Source organism: Amycolatopsis sp. NPDC004169 (genome assembly GCF_040610315.1).
Classification (GTDB): Bacteria; Actinomycetota; Actinomycetes; order Mycobacteriales; family Pseudonocardiaceae; genus Amycolatopsis.
In genome coordinates this window covers 81597-94503 of sequence record NZ_JBEXMD010000032.1, presented here as the reverse complement: position 1 = coordinate 94503, position 12907 = coordinate 81597, and the positions used below count along the sequence as shown (strand labels likewise).

Genomic DNA, 12907 nt, shown 5'->3' with positions numbered 1-12907 from the left:
ATGCGGTCGTCGGCGGGTCCGTGTCAAGGGGCCGCGGCGCCGGCCGCTGTGACGGGATTTCCGGTCGATTCTTTTGGCCGTCCGTTAACCGTTCCCGTGTGGACGGACGAGTTTTTCACCGGTGAACCGGATGAATCGCCCGGATCGGCCCGGATGCGTAACGGCCGCAAGGGAAACGCCGACTCCAGCGTGCCCGGGAAAGGGTCGTGTCCGTTCCGCCCGGCCCACCGGAGGTGTCGGAAAAGAGGTCACCCGTGAACCCGAAGAATGTCCGGCGAATCGCCCGCCGGTCCCTGCCGCCCGGCGTCGCGGTCTGCACCCTGCTGGCCGGCGCCGGTGTCGCCGTCGCCACCACCTTCGCCGCCGGTGTGCCGGTCGCCGTGCCCGACCACCCGCTGGGCGGCGGGGCGGCCTGCGCCGCGCTCGTGGCGCAGCAGCAGGCCCGCGGCAGCGTCAACTACCCGGCCTCCGAGGTCGAGCCGTACGTCGCCGCCGACCCGGCCGACCCGCGCCACCTGGTCGGCTCGGCGCAGCAGGACCGGTGGAACGACGGCGGCTCGAACGGGCTGACCAACGTCGTCTCCCGGGACGGCGGGGCGACCTGGACCCCCGCCGCCGGGCAACCGCGGTTCAGCATCTGCGCGGGCGCCGCCGCCGGTTCGCCCGGGTACTTCCAGCGCACCACCGACCCGTGGGTCGGCTTCTCCGCCGACGGCCGGGTCGTGTACTCGATCGCCGACTCGTTCAACGCCGACGGCCCGGCCTTCGGCGGGGCGAGCGCGATCCTGATCAGCCGGTCGGTCGACGGCGGCGACCACTGGGAAACCCCGGTCGTCGCGCGCCTGGACACCTCGACGCAGGTGCTCAACGACAAGGAGACGGTGACCGGGGACCCGCTGCTCCCCGACCGCGCCTACGCGGTGTGGGACCAGTTGGTCTCGCCGCAGAGCCACGCGAACCCGAGCGCGTACACGCACGCGTTCACCTACCGCGGCCCGAGCTACTTCTCCCGCACCACCGACAAGGGCGCGACCTGGAGCACCGGCCGGATCGTCTTCGACCCCGGGCAGAACGACCAGACGATCGGCAACCAGATCGTGGTGCCCACCACCGGCCCGGGACGCGGGGTGCTGATCGACGGCTTCGACCTGATCACCAACAAGGGCGGCGCCTGCCCGTTCACCCACGGCGGGCAGCACTGCCGCGGCTCGTCGACGTCGACCGCGGCGGTCATCCGGTCCACCGACGGCGGGACGACGTGGTCCGGCGCGATCGGCATCGACACCCAGCAGGTCGCCCCGGTGGCGATCGCCGGTCACCCGGTCCGCTCCAGCGACGAGATCCCCGAGTTCGCCGTCAACCCGGTCAACGGGTACGTGTACGCGGTCTGGCAGGACGCCCGGTTCAGCCCGGCCGGCACGGCGAAGATCGCCTTCGCCCAGTCCACCGACGGCGGCCTGACGTGGGGTGCCACGATCCGCGTCGACCAGTCGCCGGGTGACACGCCCGCGTTCGTGCCGCAGATCCGCGTCACCGCCGACGGCACGATCGGCCTGAGCTACTACGACCTGCAGAACGCGACGCCGGCGCAGCCGGGCCTCACCGACGCCTTCCTGGCCCACTGCCACGCGGCCACGAGCGACTGCGGCAACCCGGCGAACTGGGCGGTCAACGGGCAGGCGAAGCTGACGGCGGCGTCGTTCGACTACACAACGGCCCCGGACGCCGGCGGCTACTTCCTCGGTGACTACTCCGGCCTGGCGGCCACCGGTCCGACGCTGACGGCGTACTTCGGCGTGGCGCGGCCGGTGGCGGGGAGCGGGCCGTCGGACGTCTTCGCCGACCACGTGGGGTGAGGTGCGTGCCGGGGACGGGTCCGCCGTTCCCGGCACGTTCACCCGGATGGGTGGTTTGACTTGTGTGCATACGGGTCGCGTGCGGGGGTGTGGGGTTCGGCCGTTGGCGGGGTTGCGCCGTTCGGATCAAGGACTACGCTGCTAAGTGCGGTTCCGCTGTAACTTTCGTCCCCCGACTTGCCCGCGATCGAGCGGGTCGCCGAGACCCGCTCGTCACGTCATCTGCGAATGAGGCGTGGAGAAATGTTGGTCGTCCAGCCCCCCGCGACGGCGATCCCCGTAGCGCCGTCGAAGCGCGAAGAGCGCAGTCCGTTCGACATCCAAGTCATCCGCCCGTACTTCGGTGCGGTGATGGTCCGCATCCGCGGCGCGCTCGACGCGGACAGCGCACCGCAAGTGCGTTCGGCGCTGAGCACGTGGGCCCACCGCCGGTTCCCGGTGCTGGTGCTGGACCTGTCGGAGGTCGACTTCCTCGACAGCGCGGGTCTCGCAGCACTGGGCGGGATCCAGGCGCGGGTGGCCCGCGAGAACGCAACCCTGCGGATCGTGACGGGGGACAACCGGGTGGTGCGCCGGGCGTTGTCGGCGAGCGGCCTGGACCACGCCCTCAACGTGAGCCGGCTGCCGTCCGGGTGGGAACGGGCGACGGAGATCCACAGTTTGAGCTGACGCGCCTTCCGGCCGCTCAGCCCCGGTCGAGCGGCGCCAGCTCCCCGAACGGCCGCCGCACCAGGACCTCCGGGCCCGACAGGTCCACGTCCTCGCAGGCCACGTACCGGCTGTGCCGGTGCAGCCACCGGATCAGGGCCACCAGCGCAGCCGGGCCGCGCTGGTCGTGGCGCTGGTAGCCGAACAGCCGGACGCGGGTGCGCCCCACGATCACGCCGCGCACCACCAGCCGCGGCAGGCCGTTCTTTCCCGGCACCGCTTCCGTGCGGATCTCGCGGATCGCGCCGAGGTCGCGGCCCGTCACGTCGCGGGCCCGGCGGCCGATCAGGTCACCGGCTCGCACGGTTCGCTCCCGGGATCCGGCCGATGACGTGGCGGCGCAGCCAGTCCTCCGACGGGCTTTCCGTCGCCTGGGCCACCGCCGTCGTCACCACGATCGTCGGTTCGATGCGGCGGACGGCGTTCATCGGGATGCGTTGCGGCGCCTGGGCGCGGAACCCGCGGCCGATGTGGTGCAGGAGCCGTCCGATCGGGCCGCCGATGCGGTCGGCCAGCGCCTCCGGGCCGACGAGCAGCGCATCCACGACGTACGTGCCGCCCTCGGCGCGCAGCTCGAGGTCGTCGACCTTGCCGACCACCGTGCCGTCTTCGCCGACGATCTGGCGGTCGAGCAGCGCGTCGACCAGGTCGATGGGCCCGCGGTCGGGGTTCATTGCCCCGCTCCGGTGAAGATCATCAGCGGGATCGCGACCAGTGCCGCGACGGCGATCACGACCAGCATGACGCTCCCGACGATGTTGCTGAAGTGGCCGTTGGCGTGCTTGCCGAGGTACTCGCGATCGTTCGCGACGATCAGCACCGGCAGGTAGGTCAGCGGCAGCGCCACCGCCGAGAAGATCAGCGAGATCTCGGTCAGGCCGACCGGATCGAGACCCGTCTGCACCACCAGCACCGCGACCAGCAGGCCGGCGCCGACGGTCAGGTGGAACCGGGCGGCGTTGCGTGGCGCGCGGCGCTTGCCCCAGTCCCAGCCGAAGTACTGCGCCAGCATGTACCCCGACGACAAGCCGGTCTCGAGCGCCGCGCCGAAGGTGGCCGCGAAGATGCCGATCAGCACGATCACCAGGCCCGCGGTGCCGAGCGCCAGCGTCACCGGCAGCACGATCTGGCTGAGCCGGCTGACGTCGACGCCCGCCGGGAACAGCACCGTCGCCGCGCACGCCATCACCGCGATGGCGAGCAGCCCGCCGAGGGGGAACCCGAGCAGCACGTTGGCGCGCTGCACCGGCAGGTCCTTGACCTTCCAGCCCTCTTCGACGCCGCCTGAGGAGAAGAAGAACACCTCGTACGGCGTCATCGCCGACGCGAACAGCGCGACCGCGTGGTAGGCGTAGGTCGGCAGCGCCTGGTCGGGCGGCGGCGCGAGCCCGGCGACCTGCGCCCCGAGCGACGACCAGTCCGGGTGGAGGAAGAACACCGCGACGGCGAACACGCCGATCGCCAGCCCGCCGAGGCCGAAGCCGGTTTCCATCCGCTCGAAGCCGACCCGCCAGACCACCAGCCAGACGAGCACGCCGATCGGCAGCACCCAGACCAGCCGGTCGACCCCGGAGGCCAATTCGATGACGAGCGCGACGCCGCCGATCTCCGCGCACACGGTCAGCAGCGTGATGAGGAACGACCCGGCGAGGTTGAGCAGCGCCATCCGCGGGCCGAGGCGTTCGCGGATCAGGTCGAACACCGGCCGCCCGGACACCGCCACGATCCGCCCGGACATGTCGGCGTAGACGCAGATCCCGAGCACGCCGAGGGCGGTCACCCAGACCAGCGCCATCCCGTAGCGGGCGCCGACAACACCGCTTTCGACGAGGTCGCCGATGTCGACGAACCCGCCGACCGCGGTGAGGATGCCGAGGGTGACGGCGAGCAGCTTCTTGCTCACGACGTCACGCCCCAGCGGGCGAGCTCGCCGATGAGCCCCTGCAGTTCGGCGTCGACCTCGTCGAGCCCGGCGTCGGTGCCGTCACCGAGCCCGTCGTCGAGCCGGTGGGCCACGGCGACGGCGCGATCGGTGATCGAGGCGAGGGCGGCGCGGGCCCGGTCATCGGTCAGCTTCCCGACGTCCTGCCCGGCGGAGGCGAGCTCATCGACGGCGTCCCGCACGGTGATCGACAGGCTCGGCACCGGCGGCACTGGGTCACGGTCGGCGGTGACGACGAGCCGCAGGAGTTCGAGCTGGCCACGGATCTCGCGTCCGGCGTGCACGGTGTCCGCCTGGGGGTCGGTGCTGCAGGCTGTCACCAGGGTGGTTACCGCGACGACGGCCGCCGCCGCGCACAGCCGGGTTCGGCGCAACGCAGTCACTTCGCCGGGATACCCGCTCGTGGTCCGGACAAACGGGGGACTCTCCAAGGTGGACAGACCCGACTTTTCGCCGTTGTGGCCGGCGGCGCTACAGTGCCTTGTGATGGGGGAAGTCATCAGCGGATCCAGGGCCGTGGCGGTCCTGGAAATCATCGACGACGACGGCGAAGCGGAAGCGTTGCAGATCGCCTTGCTGGACGGCACGTCGGTGGTGTGCACCGTGTGGACGGACTGGTCCCTGCGGGTCGAACGGCGGCCGGACACGGAGATCCCGGACTACCTCTGGCCGGTGGACGCCTATTCTCGCCGGCCGATCGTGCCGGACATTCCGGAGGGTGGCTTGGAAGTCAGGTCGCTGGTGACGTCGGCCGACGAGGCCGGCACCCCGGTGGCTGCCGACCTCGAACTCGACGGCTACCGGGTTTCGGCTCGATCGCGGGGCGGGAGGATCGTGCTCTCGGTGGTCAGCCGACCGTGACGTAACCGCCGCCGGTCCGGGATCACTCGGCCTCTGCTTCGAAGACCGCGCCCAGCTCCCCGAACTGCTTCGCCGCCGCCGCGAACAACTCTGCGTCGCCGTTGCGGCGGGCCAGTGCGCGGGTCACCGCCGCCGCCGTCCAGGTGTTGTGGGTTGCGTGGTGCTCGGCTCGGCTCAAGTACTCCTCCGCGTCCGGGGCGTCGAGGACCACCGCCAGCTCGGCCGCCACGCCCGCCGCGTAGCCGTTGAAGCGGCCCGGGGTGAACCTTGCGCCCGCTTCCGGTAGCCGCTCGGCCAAGCCCGTGCCCGTGTGCAGGGCCACCCTGGCCCGGACGAACGCGTCCAACGGGGCCAGGTTGGCCGAGCCGGCCGGGGTGGGTACGCCCGCGACCGCCGCCGCGCGGGCACGCCAAGCCGCCATCGACGGCTCGTCGCCGGACAACCCCGCCGCCAGCGCTGCCGCCAGCAGGGGGACGCCGAGCGTTGCGTTGCGGGGCAGGCTCGCCCGCCACAGCTCGTCGGCCGCTTCAAGGGCTTCGGCGAAGCGGCCGGTCAGGGCCAGGGTGGTGACCAGGCCGCTCGTGCCCCAGTACGGGTGGCCGGCCAGGGCCGGGTCGCCCGCCGCGCGCCTGCTCAGGGCCAGTGCGTCCGACAGCGCCCCGGTGGCCACGGCGTAGGTGATCGCGGCCCGGAACGCGTCCAGCACCTCGACCGCCGCGTGCGGGTCGGTGCGGTCCAGCGTCGTGACCAGGGCGAGGCGTTCCTCGGTCGTGCGGTACGCCTGGTCCGGACGGCCTGCCAGTGCCTGCGCCGTGCACCGGGCGTCCAGGGCGGCGCTGAGCAGGAGCGGGTCCCCGGACGCCGCCGCCACGGCGCGCTCGGCCGCCTCGGGGTCGACCGACTGCGGGCCGGATCCGGACCGCCACGCGCGGGCGACGGCGACACCGGCCGCCGGTGCTTCGGCGGCTTCGGCGAGCAGGCGGTCCAGTTCGGCGTCCGGGACCGGGTCGGTGATGAACCCGGAGCCGCGGAAGCGTTCGGCCAGCACGACCGCGGCGGCCAGGCAGGACGCCCGCGTCGCGGGGTCGCCGGTGGCGCGTCCGGCCGCGACGAGCAGCAGGTCGAAGTGGTCGCGGGCGTGGGTGAGCAGGTGCACGCCGCTGCCGGCCCTGGCCAGGTCGGCGGCGGCGACCGCGGCGGACGGGGCCCGGTCCGCGGCCGTGCGCCAGTGGGCCACCGCCTCCGCCAGGAACCCGCGCGCGTAGGCGAGGCGGGCGAGGTCCGCGGTGAGGTCGTGCGCCGGCTCGCCTTCGGCGACACAGGCGCGCAGATCGTCGGCGACGCGGTCGAACTCGTCACGCCAGTCGCCACCCAACCGGCCGGTCAGCTCCCGGGCCCGCCGGGCCGCCCACTCCCGGTGGCGAACCCCCACCTCCACCGCCTCGCCGGAAGCCGCCAGCTGCTCCCGGGCGAACCGCGCCACGCCGTCGAACAGCGTCCAGACGCCCTCCTCCCGGTGCGCCGTCACCAGGGACTTGTCCACCAGCCGCCCCAGCACGTCGGACACCGCGCCGAGCGACAGGTCCGGGGCCAGCGCCGCCGCGTCGGCCAGCGCGAAGCGGTTGCGGAAGCGGGATACCCGGGCCAGGACCGTGCGCTCCTCCGCGTCCAGCAACCGGTGGCTCCACTCGATGACCGACCGCAGCGACCGGTGCCGGTCCGGGCCGCGGCCGGTGGCCAGCACGCGCAGCGGGTCGTCGGCCAGCCCCGCGCGCAGCGCCTCGATGCCCAGCGAGGCCACCCGCGCCGCCGCCAGCTCGATGTTCAGCGGTGAGCCGCCCAGCTCGCGGCAGAGTGCGGCGAGCTGCGCGGGATCGGCGTCGAACGCCGGGTCGACCGCCCGCGCCCGTTCCGCGAACAGCTCGGCCGCGGCCGGCAGCGGGCCGAGCTGCAGCACCGTTTCGCCGGGCACGCCGAGCCGCTCGCGGCTGGTCGTCAGCACCCGCAACGCCGGGTTCGCCGAGGTCAGGGCGGTGATGACGTCGGCGACGTCGTCGGCGACGTGCTCGCAGTTGTCCAGCACCAGCAGCGCCCGGCCGGCCAGCTGCGCCGCCACCGCGTCGGGCAGCGGCTGCTGCGGGTGGGGGAGCACGCCGAGCCCGGCCGCCACCGATTCCAGCACCGAACCGGGCCGGCTGGGGACGAGGTTGACGAACGTCGCGCCGTCCGGGAACTGCGATGCCGCCGCCTCGGTCGCGGCCACCGCCAGCCGGGTCTTGCCCATGCCGCCCGGGCCGAGCACGGTCGTGACCCGGCTCTCGGCCACCAGCCGCACCAGCGCGTCGCACTCGGCCGCGCGCCCGACGAAGCTCGTGGGCGGCCGCGGCGTCCCCGTGACCAGGCCCGCCGGGGTGGCCGGCCCCGGCGCCCGCGCGGCCAGCTCCCGCCGGTCACGGGCGTCCAGCTTCCGCAGCAGCGCCGACACGTGGCTCTCGACGGTCCGCACCGACACGTAGAGCCGTTCGGCGATCTCCGCGTTGGTCAACCGGTCCGCGAGGGCCAGCAGCACCTCGCGCTCGCGCGGCGAGATCGTCGGCGCGGTCGGCATGGCCCGAGTATGCCGCACCCGGGTGGATCTCCGTGGCGGATTCCGTGATCTCCACGGATGCCCCCGGCCCCGGGCCGGCCCGAAGATCACTCCGGAACGAAAACCGACCGGAGAGGAACCCACCATGGTGGTCATCGCGAAGGAAGACGACCTGCGCATCGGCAGCGGGCGCACCGCCCGGTTCGAAGGCGGGGCCTACGGCTCCGGCGTCTCCTTCTTCCACGTCCACAACACCGAAGGGCAGGGCCCGGACGCCCACGTCCACCCGTACTCGGAGACCTGGGTGGTGCTCGCCGGGCAGGCGCTCTTCCGCACCGCCGACGGCGAGGGCCTGGCGGGCCAAGGCGACGTCGTGGTCGTCGGCGCCGGCACCGCGCACGCGTTCCGGGCCGTCGGCCCCGAACCGCTGCGGATGATGTGCATCCACGCCTCCCCGCGCATCGAGCAGGACTTCCTCGACGACGACGCGGCCGCCGAAGCCGGCGTCACCTTCTGAAAACCCCCGAAAGGAACTTCCATGGACATCACCCTCGCCCGCCCGGCCGGCTCCGCGCGCCTGACCTGCCTGGCCCTCGCGGCTCCACTGTGGACCACGGTGGCGCTGACCCAGGCCGCCACCCGCGACGGCTTCGACCTGACCCGGCACCCGCTCAGCGCGCTCGGCACCGGCAGCCTCGGCTGGGTGCAGATCACGAACTTCGTGGTCGCCGGCGTGCTCGTGCTGATCGGCGCGCCCGGCTTCGGCGGAGCGGTCTCCCGGCTGCTCGCGGTCTACGGCGCCGGGATGATCGCGGCCGGTCTGCTGCCACCGGACGCGGGCGACGGCTTCCCGGCCGGCACGCCCGCCGGGCCGCCGTCGGCCCTGTCGTGGCACGGGTACGGCCACCTCGCGGCCGGCAGCGTCTCCTTCCTCGCGCTGATGGCCGCCTGTTACGTCCTCGGCCGCCGGTTCGCCCGGGCCGGGAACCGCCGGGACGCGGCGTTCTCCGTGCTCGCCGGCACCGCGCTGCTGCTCGGCAACGCCTGGGCGATGAGCGGTGGCCGGGCCGGCAGCCTGACCCTCGCCGCCGGCGTGATCACCGCGATGCTGTGGATTTCCGCCGTGGCCGTCCGCTCCCGCTGATCGCCCGCGCGGGTGATGGGCTGCCCGCAGGCCGGCTGGTCACCACCCAGGCCGTGCCGGCGGGCACCCTGCTGTCCATCCTCGAAGGCGAGCTAGCCGATCCCGGCCTGGGCCAAAGATCACCTTCCACTACGCCAGCACCGAGTACGACATGGCCGAGCCCTTCGACTGCCGGTGCGGCAGCTGATGCTGCCGCTCTACCTGTGCCGCATCGGCATGGACATCGGCAAGCGCGTCGTGCTCGGCGACGGCGCGACGGTGAGCGCGATGTGCCAGGCCCACACCGCGGACCCAGCCGCTGCGGAAGGGCAGGCTCCGGCCGGTGCCGGAGCCGCCCACCCAGGCGTTCTGGCAGGTCGACCGGACCTTCACCGTGCCCGGCGAGCAGCCGGGCCGTCGAAGTTCGCCCGCTATGGCGCCGTCAGGTCGAACCGTTGAAGCGTGACCGAGCCGCCGAGCGCCTGGGTGGCGTGGTTGAAGACGGCGAACCGGTAGCCCATGAAGAACTGCCAGGCGTTGTTGAGGGTGAACGCCGTGCCCAGCGGCGTGAAGTTCACCCCGTCGGTGCTGTAGGAGAACCGGGCCTGGCGCCCGGTGCCGGGACGGATGTCGGCGTTGGCGCGCAACCAGATCTTGCTGCCGGGCAGGTCGGCGCCGGCCACCTCGGTGCCGGTGCCGGTCGTGTTCCAGTTGCCGTCCATGGTCAGGCCGTTGACCATCACCACCCGGTTGCGGCCGCCGTCGCGCTTGACGCCGATGTAGGCCGAGGAGTCCCGCAGCATCGCCAGTCCGGTGCGGTCGCCGTCGCGCATCGACGTCAGGTCGAGCGTGGCGGTGGCCGTGGAGGACGGCCCCTGGATGCGGTGGGTCAGCGTGTTGCGGGCGGAATACAGGTCGTTGGTGACCGTGGCCGTCGACAGCTTGAGCCCGTTGCCGACCGAGAACTTCGTCGTGTCCGGGTTGTGGTTCCACTCCCACTGGGGGCTCAGCGCCGGGCCGGGGAAGGTGTCGGTGCCGGTCATCGGCTCGACCTGGCGCGGTGGCGGCGGCAGGTTCGGTTTCGGGTAGGTCGTGCCCCAGCGGCCGCTGACCGTCTGGAGCTTCGGCCAGCCGTCGGCCGTCCAGGTGACCGGGGCGAGCGCGGGCACGCGGCCGCCGGGGTAAGCGTCGACGAAGGCCAGGTAGTACCAGTCGCCGTTCTGCGTCTGCACCAGGCCGCCCTGGTGCGGGACGCCGCCGCCGGAGATCGGGCCCGGCAGGTCCAGCAGCACCTGCTGGATCGTGTACGGCCCCCAGGGACTGCTCGCCTTGAGGATGTACTGGCCGTTGGCCGGGCGCGTCACGAAGATGTAGTAGCTGCCGTTGCGCTTGTAGAACCGGGAACCCTCGAGCGTGCCGATGTTCGACGGCGTCTGGAAGACCTGCTGCGACCGGACTTCGGTCTTCCCGTCCTTGGAGAGCTGGGCGACGCTGAGGGTGGTGTTGCCGTAGGCGACGTACATGGTGTCGTCGTCGTCCACGAGCATGCCCGCGTCGTAGTAGCACTTGTCGATGGTCGAGAGCTTCGACCAGGTGCCGTCCACGGCGGTGGCGGTGTAGATGTAGGTCTTGGCGAAGTCGATGCAGCCGCCCCAGTAGTAGGTGTCGTTGCCGGCCCGGTGGTTGAAGAACGACGCCCAGATGCCGCGGACGTACCCGCGTCCGCCGCTCATGTCGTACTTCGCGCCGAAGTCCAGTTTGGGCACGGAGTGGCCGGCGAACTCCCAGTTCACCAGGTCGTAGGAGCGCAGGATCGGGGCGCCGGGGGAGTAGTGCATCGTCGAGGCCGAGTAGTAGTAGGCGTTGCCGACGCGGATGATGTCGACGTCGGCGAAGTCCTGCCACAGCACCGGGTTCGTGAAGGTGGTGGGCTGGTTCGGCGTGGTCGTGGTGGTCGGGGTCGTCGGCGTGGTGGTGGGGGTCGTCGGCGTCGACGGCGCCGTGGGCTCGACGCCGCCGGTGCAGAGGGTGCCGTTGAGCCGGAACTCCGACGGCGTCGGGTTGGCCGAGGTGAACGAGCCGTTGAAGCCGAACTCCGCCTTGCCGCCGGTGGGGATGGCCGCGTTGTAGGCGACGTTCTTCGCGTTGACGGTGGTCCCGGACTGGGTGATGGTCGCGTTCCAGTGCTGGCCCACCTGCTGGCCACCGGTGAACAACCAGGTCAGCGTCCAGCCGTCGATCGCGTCACCGAGGTTGGTGATCGACACGGACGCGCCGAAGCCGCCCTGCCATTCGGAGGTTTTCGTGTAGGTGACCGAGCACCCGGCCGCGGCGTGCGCGGCCGGGGTCGCCACCAGGACGGCGCCGGCGAGGCCGGTCGCGGCGAGCAGGGCCGAAGCGGCCGCCCGGGATCGTCGGCGTGACACCACGTTTGTCCTTTCCGTCTCAGGCGGCGAACTGCCACCAGTTCACGTTGAAGAGGTAGCCGCTGCCGCCGGTGAACCGCAGGACCAGGTCCTGCGTGCCGGTCACGCCGCTGACCGGGCAGGAGACCGACGTCCACGTCTGCCAGCCGCCGGTGCCGGGAACCGTGCAGCGCCCCACGACCGTGCCGGTGGCGCTGCCGAGGCGGACCTCGATCGTGCCGCCGGAGCCCGCCGAGGCGACCCGGGCGGTGAACGTCTTCGCGCCCGCCCCGAAGGCGACGTTGCGGACCTTGACGTTGTCACCGTTCTCGATCCAGCCGATGTTCATGCCGCCTTCGGAGGCCGGCTCGGTCTCGATCCCCGACTCCCAGTTGATCGTCTCGGCTTCCTGCCGGGTGTAGGGGTCGAGCGTGTCGGCCGGCGGCGGCCCGCTGGTGGTCATGGTGATGGTGGGGATGCTGCCGTCGGCGTTGTAGGCGAACTTCTCCACGGCCACCGAGCGGGTGTAGCCGCCCCCGCCCGGCAAAGCGCCGTTGTGGTAGAAGAAGTACGAGCCGCCCTTGTAGTCGATGACCCCGGGGTGGTTGGTGAAGCTGCTGCCCTGCGTGGGCATGACCGTGCCGCGGTAGGTCCACGGCCCGGTCGGGCCGGGCGCGGTCGAGTAGGCGATGAACTCCGAGCAGCACTTGGCCGCGAACACGTTGTAGTACGTGCCGTTGCGCTTGTAGACCCAGGGCCCTTCCTCGTACAGCGTCGGGCGGCTGCCGCCGTTCGGGCGGGTGCCGAACCCGGCCGTGGTGAGCGGGATCTGGTTGATCCCGCCCGAGTACGACGTCATGTCGGTGTTGAGCCGCACGTAGGACAGGTTCGGGTTGCCCCAGTACAGGTACGCCTGGCCGTTGTCGTCGATGAAGACGGTCGGGTCGATCTCGCCGTTCTCGACGAGCGGACGGCCGATGGCGTCGCGGAACGGCCCGGTGGGGCTGTCCGCGACGCCGACGCCGATGGCCATCCGGCCGGTGGCGCGGTTGACCACCGGGACGTACCAGTAGAACTTGCCGTTGCGCTCCACGGCCTGCCCGGCCCACGCGTCCTGCTTGGCCCAGCTGAACGTCGCCAGGCTCATCGGCGAGCCGTGGTCGGTCCAGTTGACCATGTCCGCCGACGACCAGACCCGCCAGTCCTTCATGGTGAAGTAGGTCGAGCCGTCCTCGTCGTGCCCGGTGTAGAGGTAGACACGTCCATTGTGGACGAGCGGGGCCGGGTCGGCGGTGTAGATGTGCTGCACGATCGGGTTGTCGGCGTGCGCGGTGCCGGGCAGGAGCGCCATCGCGCACAGGGCCGCGGTCATCCAGGCGAGCACGCGCTTTCGGTGGTGCACGATGGTCTCCTTCGTCGGGGGAG

13 protein-coding genes are annotated in these 12907 nt (G+C 72.2%); 5 read left to right on the top strand and 8 right to left on the bottom strand.

Annotated features, from left to right (window positions below; translation table 11 throughout):
- Positions 1 to 254: 254 nt before the first annotated feature.
- A complete protein-coding gene (locus tag ABZX11_RS33755) occupies positions 255 to 1856 on the top strand; it encodes a sialidase family protein (RefSeq protein ID WP_354920714.1) in 1602 nt (533 codons plus the stop codon).
- Positions 1857 to 2099: 243 nt separating this feature from the next.
- Positions 2100 to 2525 carry an STAS domain-containing protein gene (locus ABZX11_RS33750; RefSeq protein ID WP_176170215.1) on the top strand — a complete coding sequence of 142 codons (426 nt, stop codon included), beginning with the start codon at positions 2100 to 2102 and terminating at the stop codon, positions 2523 to 2525.
- A 16-nt stretch (positions 2526 to 2541) separates the two neighbouring features.
- Here ABZX11_RS33750 and ABZX11_RS33745 read toward each other — a convergent pair whose 3' ends face one another.
- From ABZX11_RS33745 to ABZX11_RS33730, 4 genes are read right to left on the bottom strand one after another with little or no spacing between them, the layout of a single operon-like run.
- Positions 2542 to 2868 carry a hypothetical protein gene (locus ABZX11_RS33745; protein WP_354920711.1) on the bottom strand — a complete coding sequence of 109 codons (327 nt, stop codon included), beginning with the start codon at positions 2866 to 2868 and terminating at the stop codon, positions 2542 to 2544.
- Complete coding sequence (locus ABZX11_RS33740; RefSeq protein ID WP_354920708.1) at positions 2855 to 3238, bottom strand: hypothetical protein; 384 nt, start codon at positions 3236 to 3238, stop codon at positions 2855 to 2857. Before ABZX11_RS33740 ends, ABZX11_RS33745 begins: the two co-directional genes overlap by 14 nt.
- A complete protein-coding gene (locus ABZX11_RS33735) occupies positions 3235 to 4467 on the bottom strand; it encodes a divalent metal cation transporter (RefSeq protein WP_354920705.1) in 1233 nt (410 codons plus the stop codon). Before ABZX11_RS33735 ends, ABZX11_RS33740 begins: the two co-directional genes overlap by 4 nt.
- Positions 4464 to 4889 carry a hypothetical protein gene (locus ABZX11_RS33730; protein ID WP_354920702.1) on the bottom strand — a complete coding sequence of 142 codons (426 nt, stop codon included), beginning with the start codon at positions 4887 to 4889 and terminating at the stop codon, positions 4464 to 4466. Before ABZX11_RS33730 ends, ABZX11_RS33735 begins: the two co-directional genes overlap by 4 nt.
- Before the next feature lie 103 nt (positions 4890 to 4992).
- Here ABZX11_RS33730 and ABZX11_RS33725 point away from each other — a divergent pair, with 103 nt between their 5' ends.
- Positions 4993 to 5367, top strand: a complete 375-nt coding sequence (locus ABZX11_RS33725; protein WP_354920700.1) for a hypothetical protein — start codon at positions 4993 to 4995, stop codon at positions 5365 to 5367.
- A gap of 22 nt (positions 5368 to 5389) precedes the next feature.
- On the opposite strand, the gene ABZX11_RS33720 is transcribed toward ABZX11_RS33725, so the two are convergent.
- Positions 5390 to 7975 carry a LuxR C-terminal-related transcriptional regulator gene (locus ABZX11_RS33720; RefSeq protein ID WP_354920697.1) on the bottom strand — a complete coding sequence of 862 codons (2586 nt, stop codon included), beginning with the start codon at positions 7973 to 7975 and terminating at the stop codon, positions 5390 to 5392.
- Positions 7976 to 8099: 124 nt separating this feature from the next.
- On the opposite strand from ABZX11_RS33720, the gene ABZX11_RS33715 reads away from it, so the two are divergent.
- Together ABZX11_RS33715 and ABZX11_RS33710 are read left to right on the top strand one after the other, a co-directional pair.
- The gene (locus ABZX11_RS33715) at positions 8100 to 8471 is read left to right on the top strand and encodes a cupin domain-containing protein (protein WP_176170210.1); all 372 of its coding nucleotides are present in this window, start codon (positions 8100 to 8102) and stop codon (positions 8469 to 8471) included.
- A 21-nt stretch (positions 8472 to 8492) separates the two neighbouring features.
- Entirely contained in the window at positions 8493 to 9098 is a 606-nt protein-coding gene (locus tag ABZX11_RS33710) for a DUF998 domain-containing protein (RefSeq protein WP_354920694.1), read from the top strand.
- A gap of 129 nt (positions 9099 to 9227) precedes the next feature.
- Here ABZX11_RS33710 and ABZX11_RS33705 read toward each other — a convergent pair whose 3' ends face one another.
- The 3 genes from ABZX11_RS33705 to ABZX11_RS33695 are packed head-to-tail and all read right to left on the bottom strand — an operon-like array spanning position 9228 to position 12854.
- A complete protein-coding gene (locus tag ABZX11_RS33705) occupies positions 9228 to 9470 on the bottom strand; it encodes a hypothetical protein (RefSeq protein ID WP_354920691.1) in 243 nt (80 codons plus the stop codon).
- A 38-nt stretch (positions 9471 to 9508) separates the two neighbouring features.
- The gene (locus ABZX11_RS33700; protein ID WP_354920688.1) at positions 9509 to 11506 is read right to left on the bottom strand and encodes a family 43 glycosylhydrolase; all 1998 of its coding nucleotides are present in this window, start codon (positions 11504 to 11506) and stop codon (positions 9509 to 9511) included.
- Between the two features lie 16 nt (positions 11507 to 11522).
- The gene (locus ABZX11_RS33695) at positions 11523 to 12854 is read right to left on the bottom strand and encodes a glycoside hydrolase family 43 protein (protein WP_176177692.1); all 1332 of its coding nucleotides are present in this window, start codon (positions 12852 to 12854) and stop codon (positions 11523 to 11525) included.
- Positions 12855 to 12907: the final 53 nt, after the last annotated feature.

Bases quoted from the DNA above. Each gene is read 5' to 3' on its own strand.
- ABZX11_RS33750 (WP_176170215.1), top strand. From the start codon at position 2,100: ATGTTGGTCGTCCAGCCCCCCGCGACGGCGATCCCCGTAGCGCCGTCG.
- ABZX11_RS33740 (WP_354920708.1), bottom strand. From the start codon at position 3,238: ATGAACCCCGACCGCGGGCCCATCGACCTGGTCGACGCGCTGCTCGAC.
- ABZX11_RS33725 (WP_354920700.1), top strand. From the start codon at position 4,993: ATGGGGGAAGTCATCAGCGGATCCAGGGCCGTGGCGGTCCTGGAAATC.
- ABZX11_RS33720 (WP_354920697.1), bottom strand. From the start codon at position 7,975: ATGCCGACCGCGCCGACGATCTCGCCGCGCGAGCGCGAGGTGCTGCTG.
- ABZX11_RS33715 (WP_176170210.1), top strand. From the start codon at position 8,100: ATGGTGGTCATCGCGAAGGAAGACGACCTGCGCATCGGCAGCGGGCGC.
- ABZX11_RS33710 (WP_354920694.1), top strand. From the start codon at position 8,493: ATGGACATCACCCTCGCCCGCCCGGCCGGCTCCGCGCGCCTGACCTGC.
- ABZX11_RS33695 (WP_176177692.1), bottom strand. From the start codon at position 12,854: ATGACCGCGGCCCTGTGCGCGATGGCGCTCCTGCCCGGCACCGCGCAC.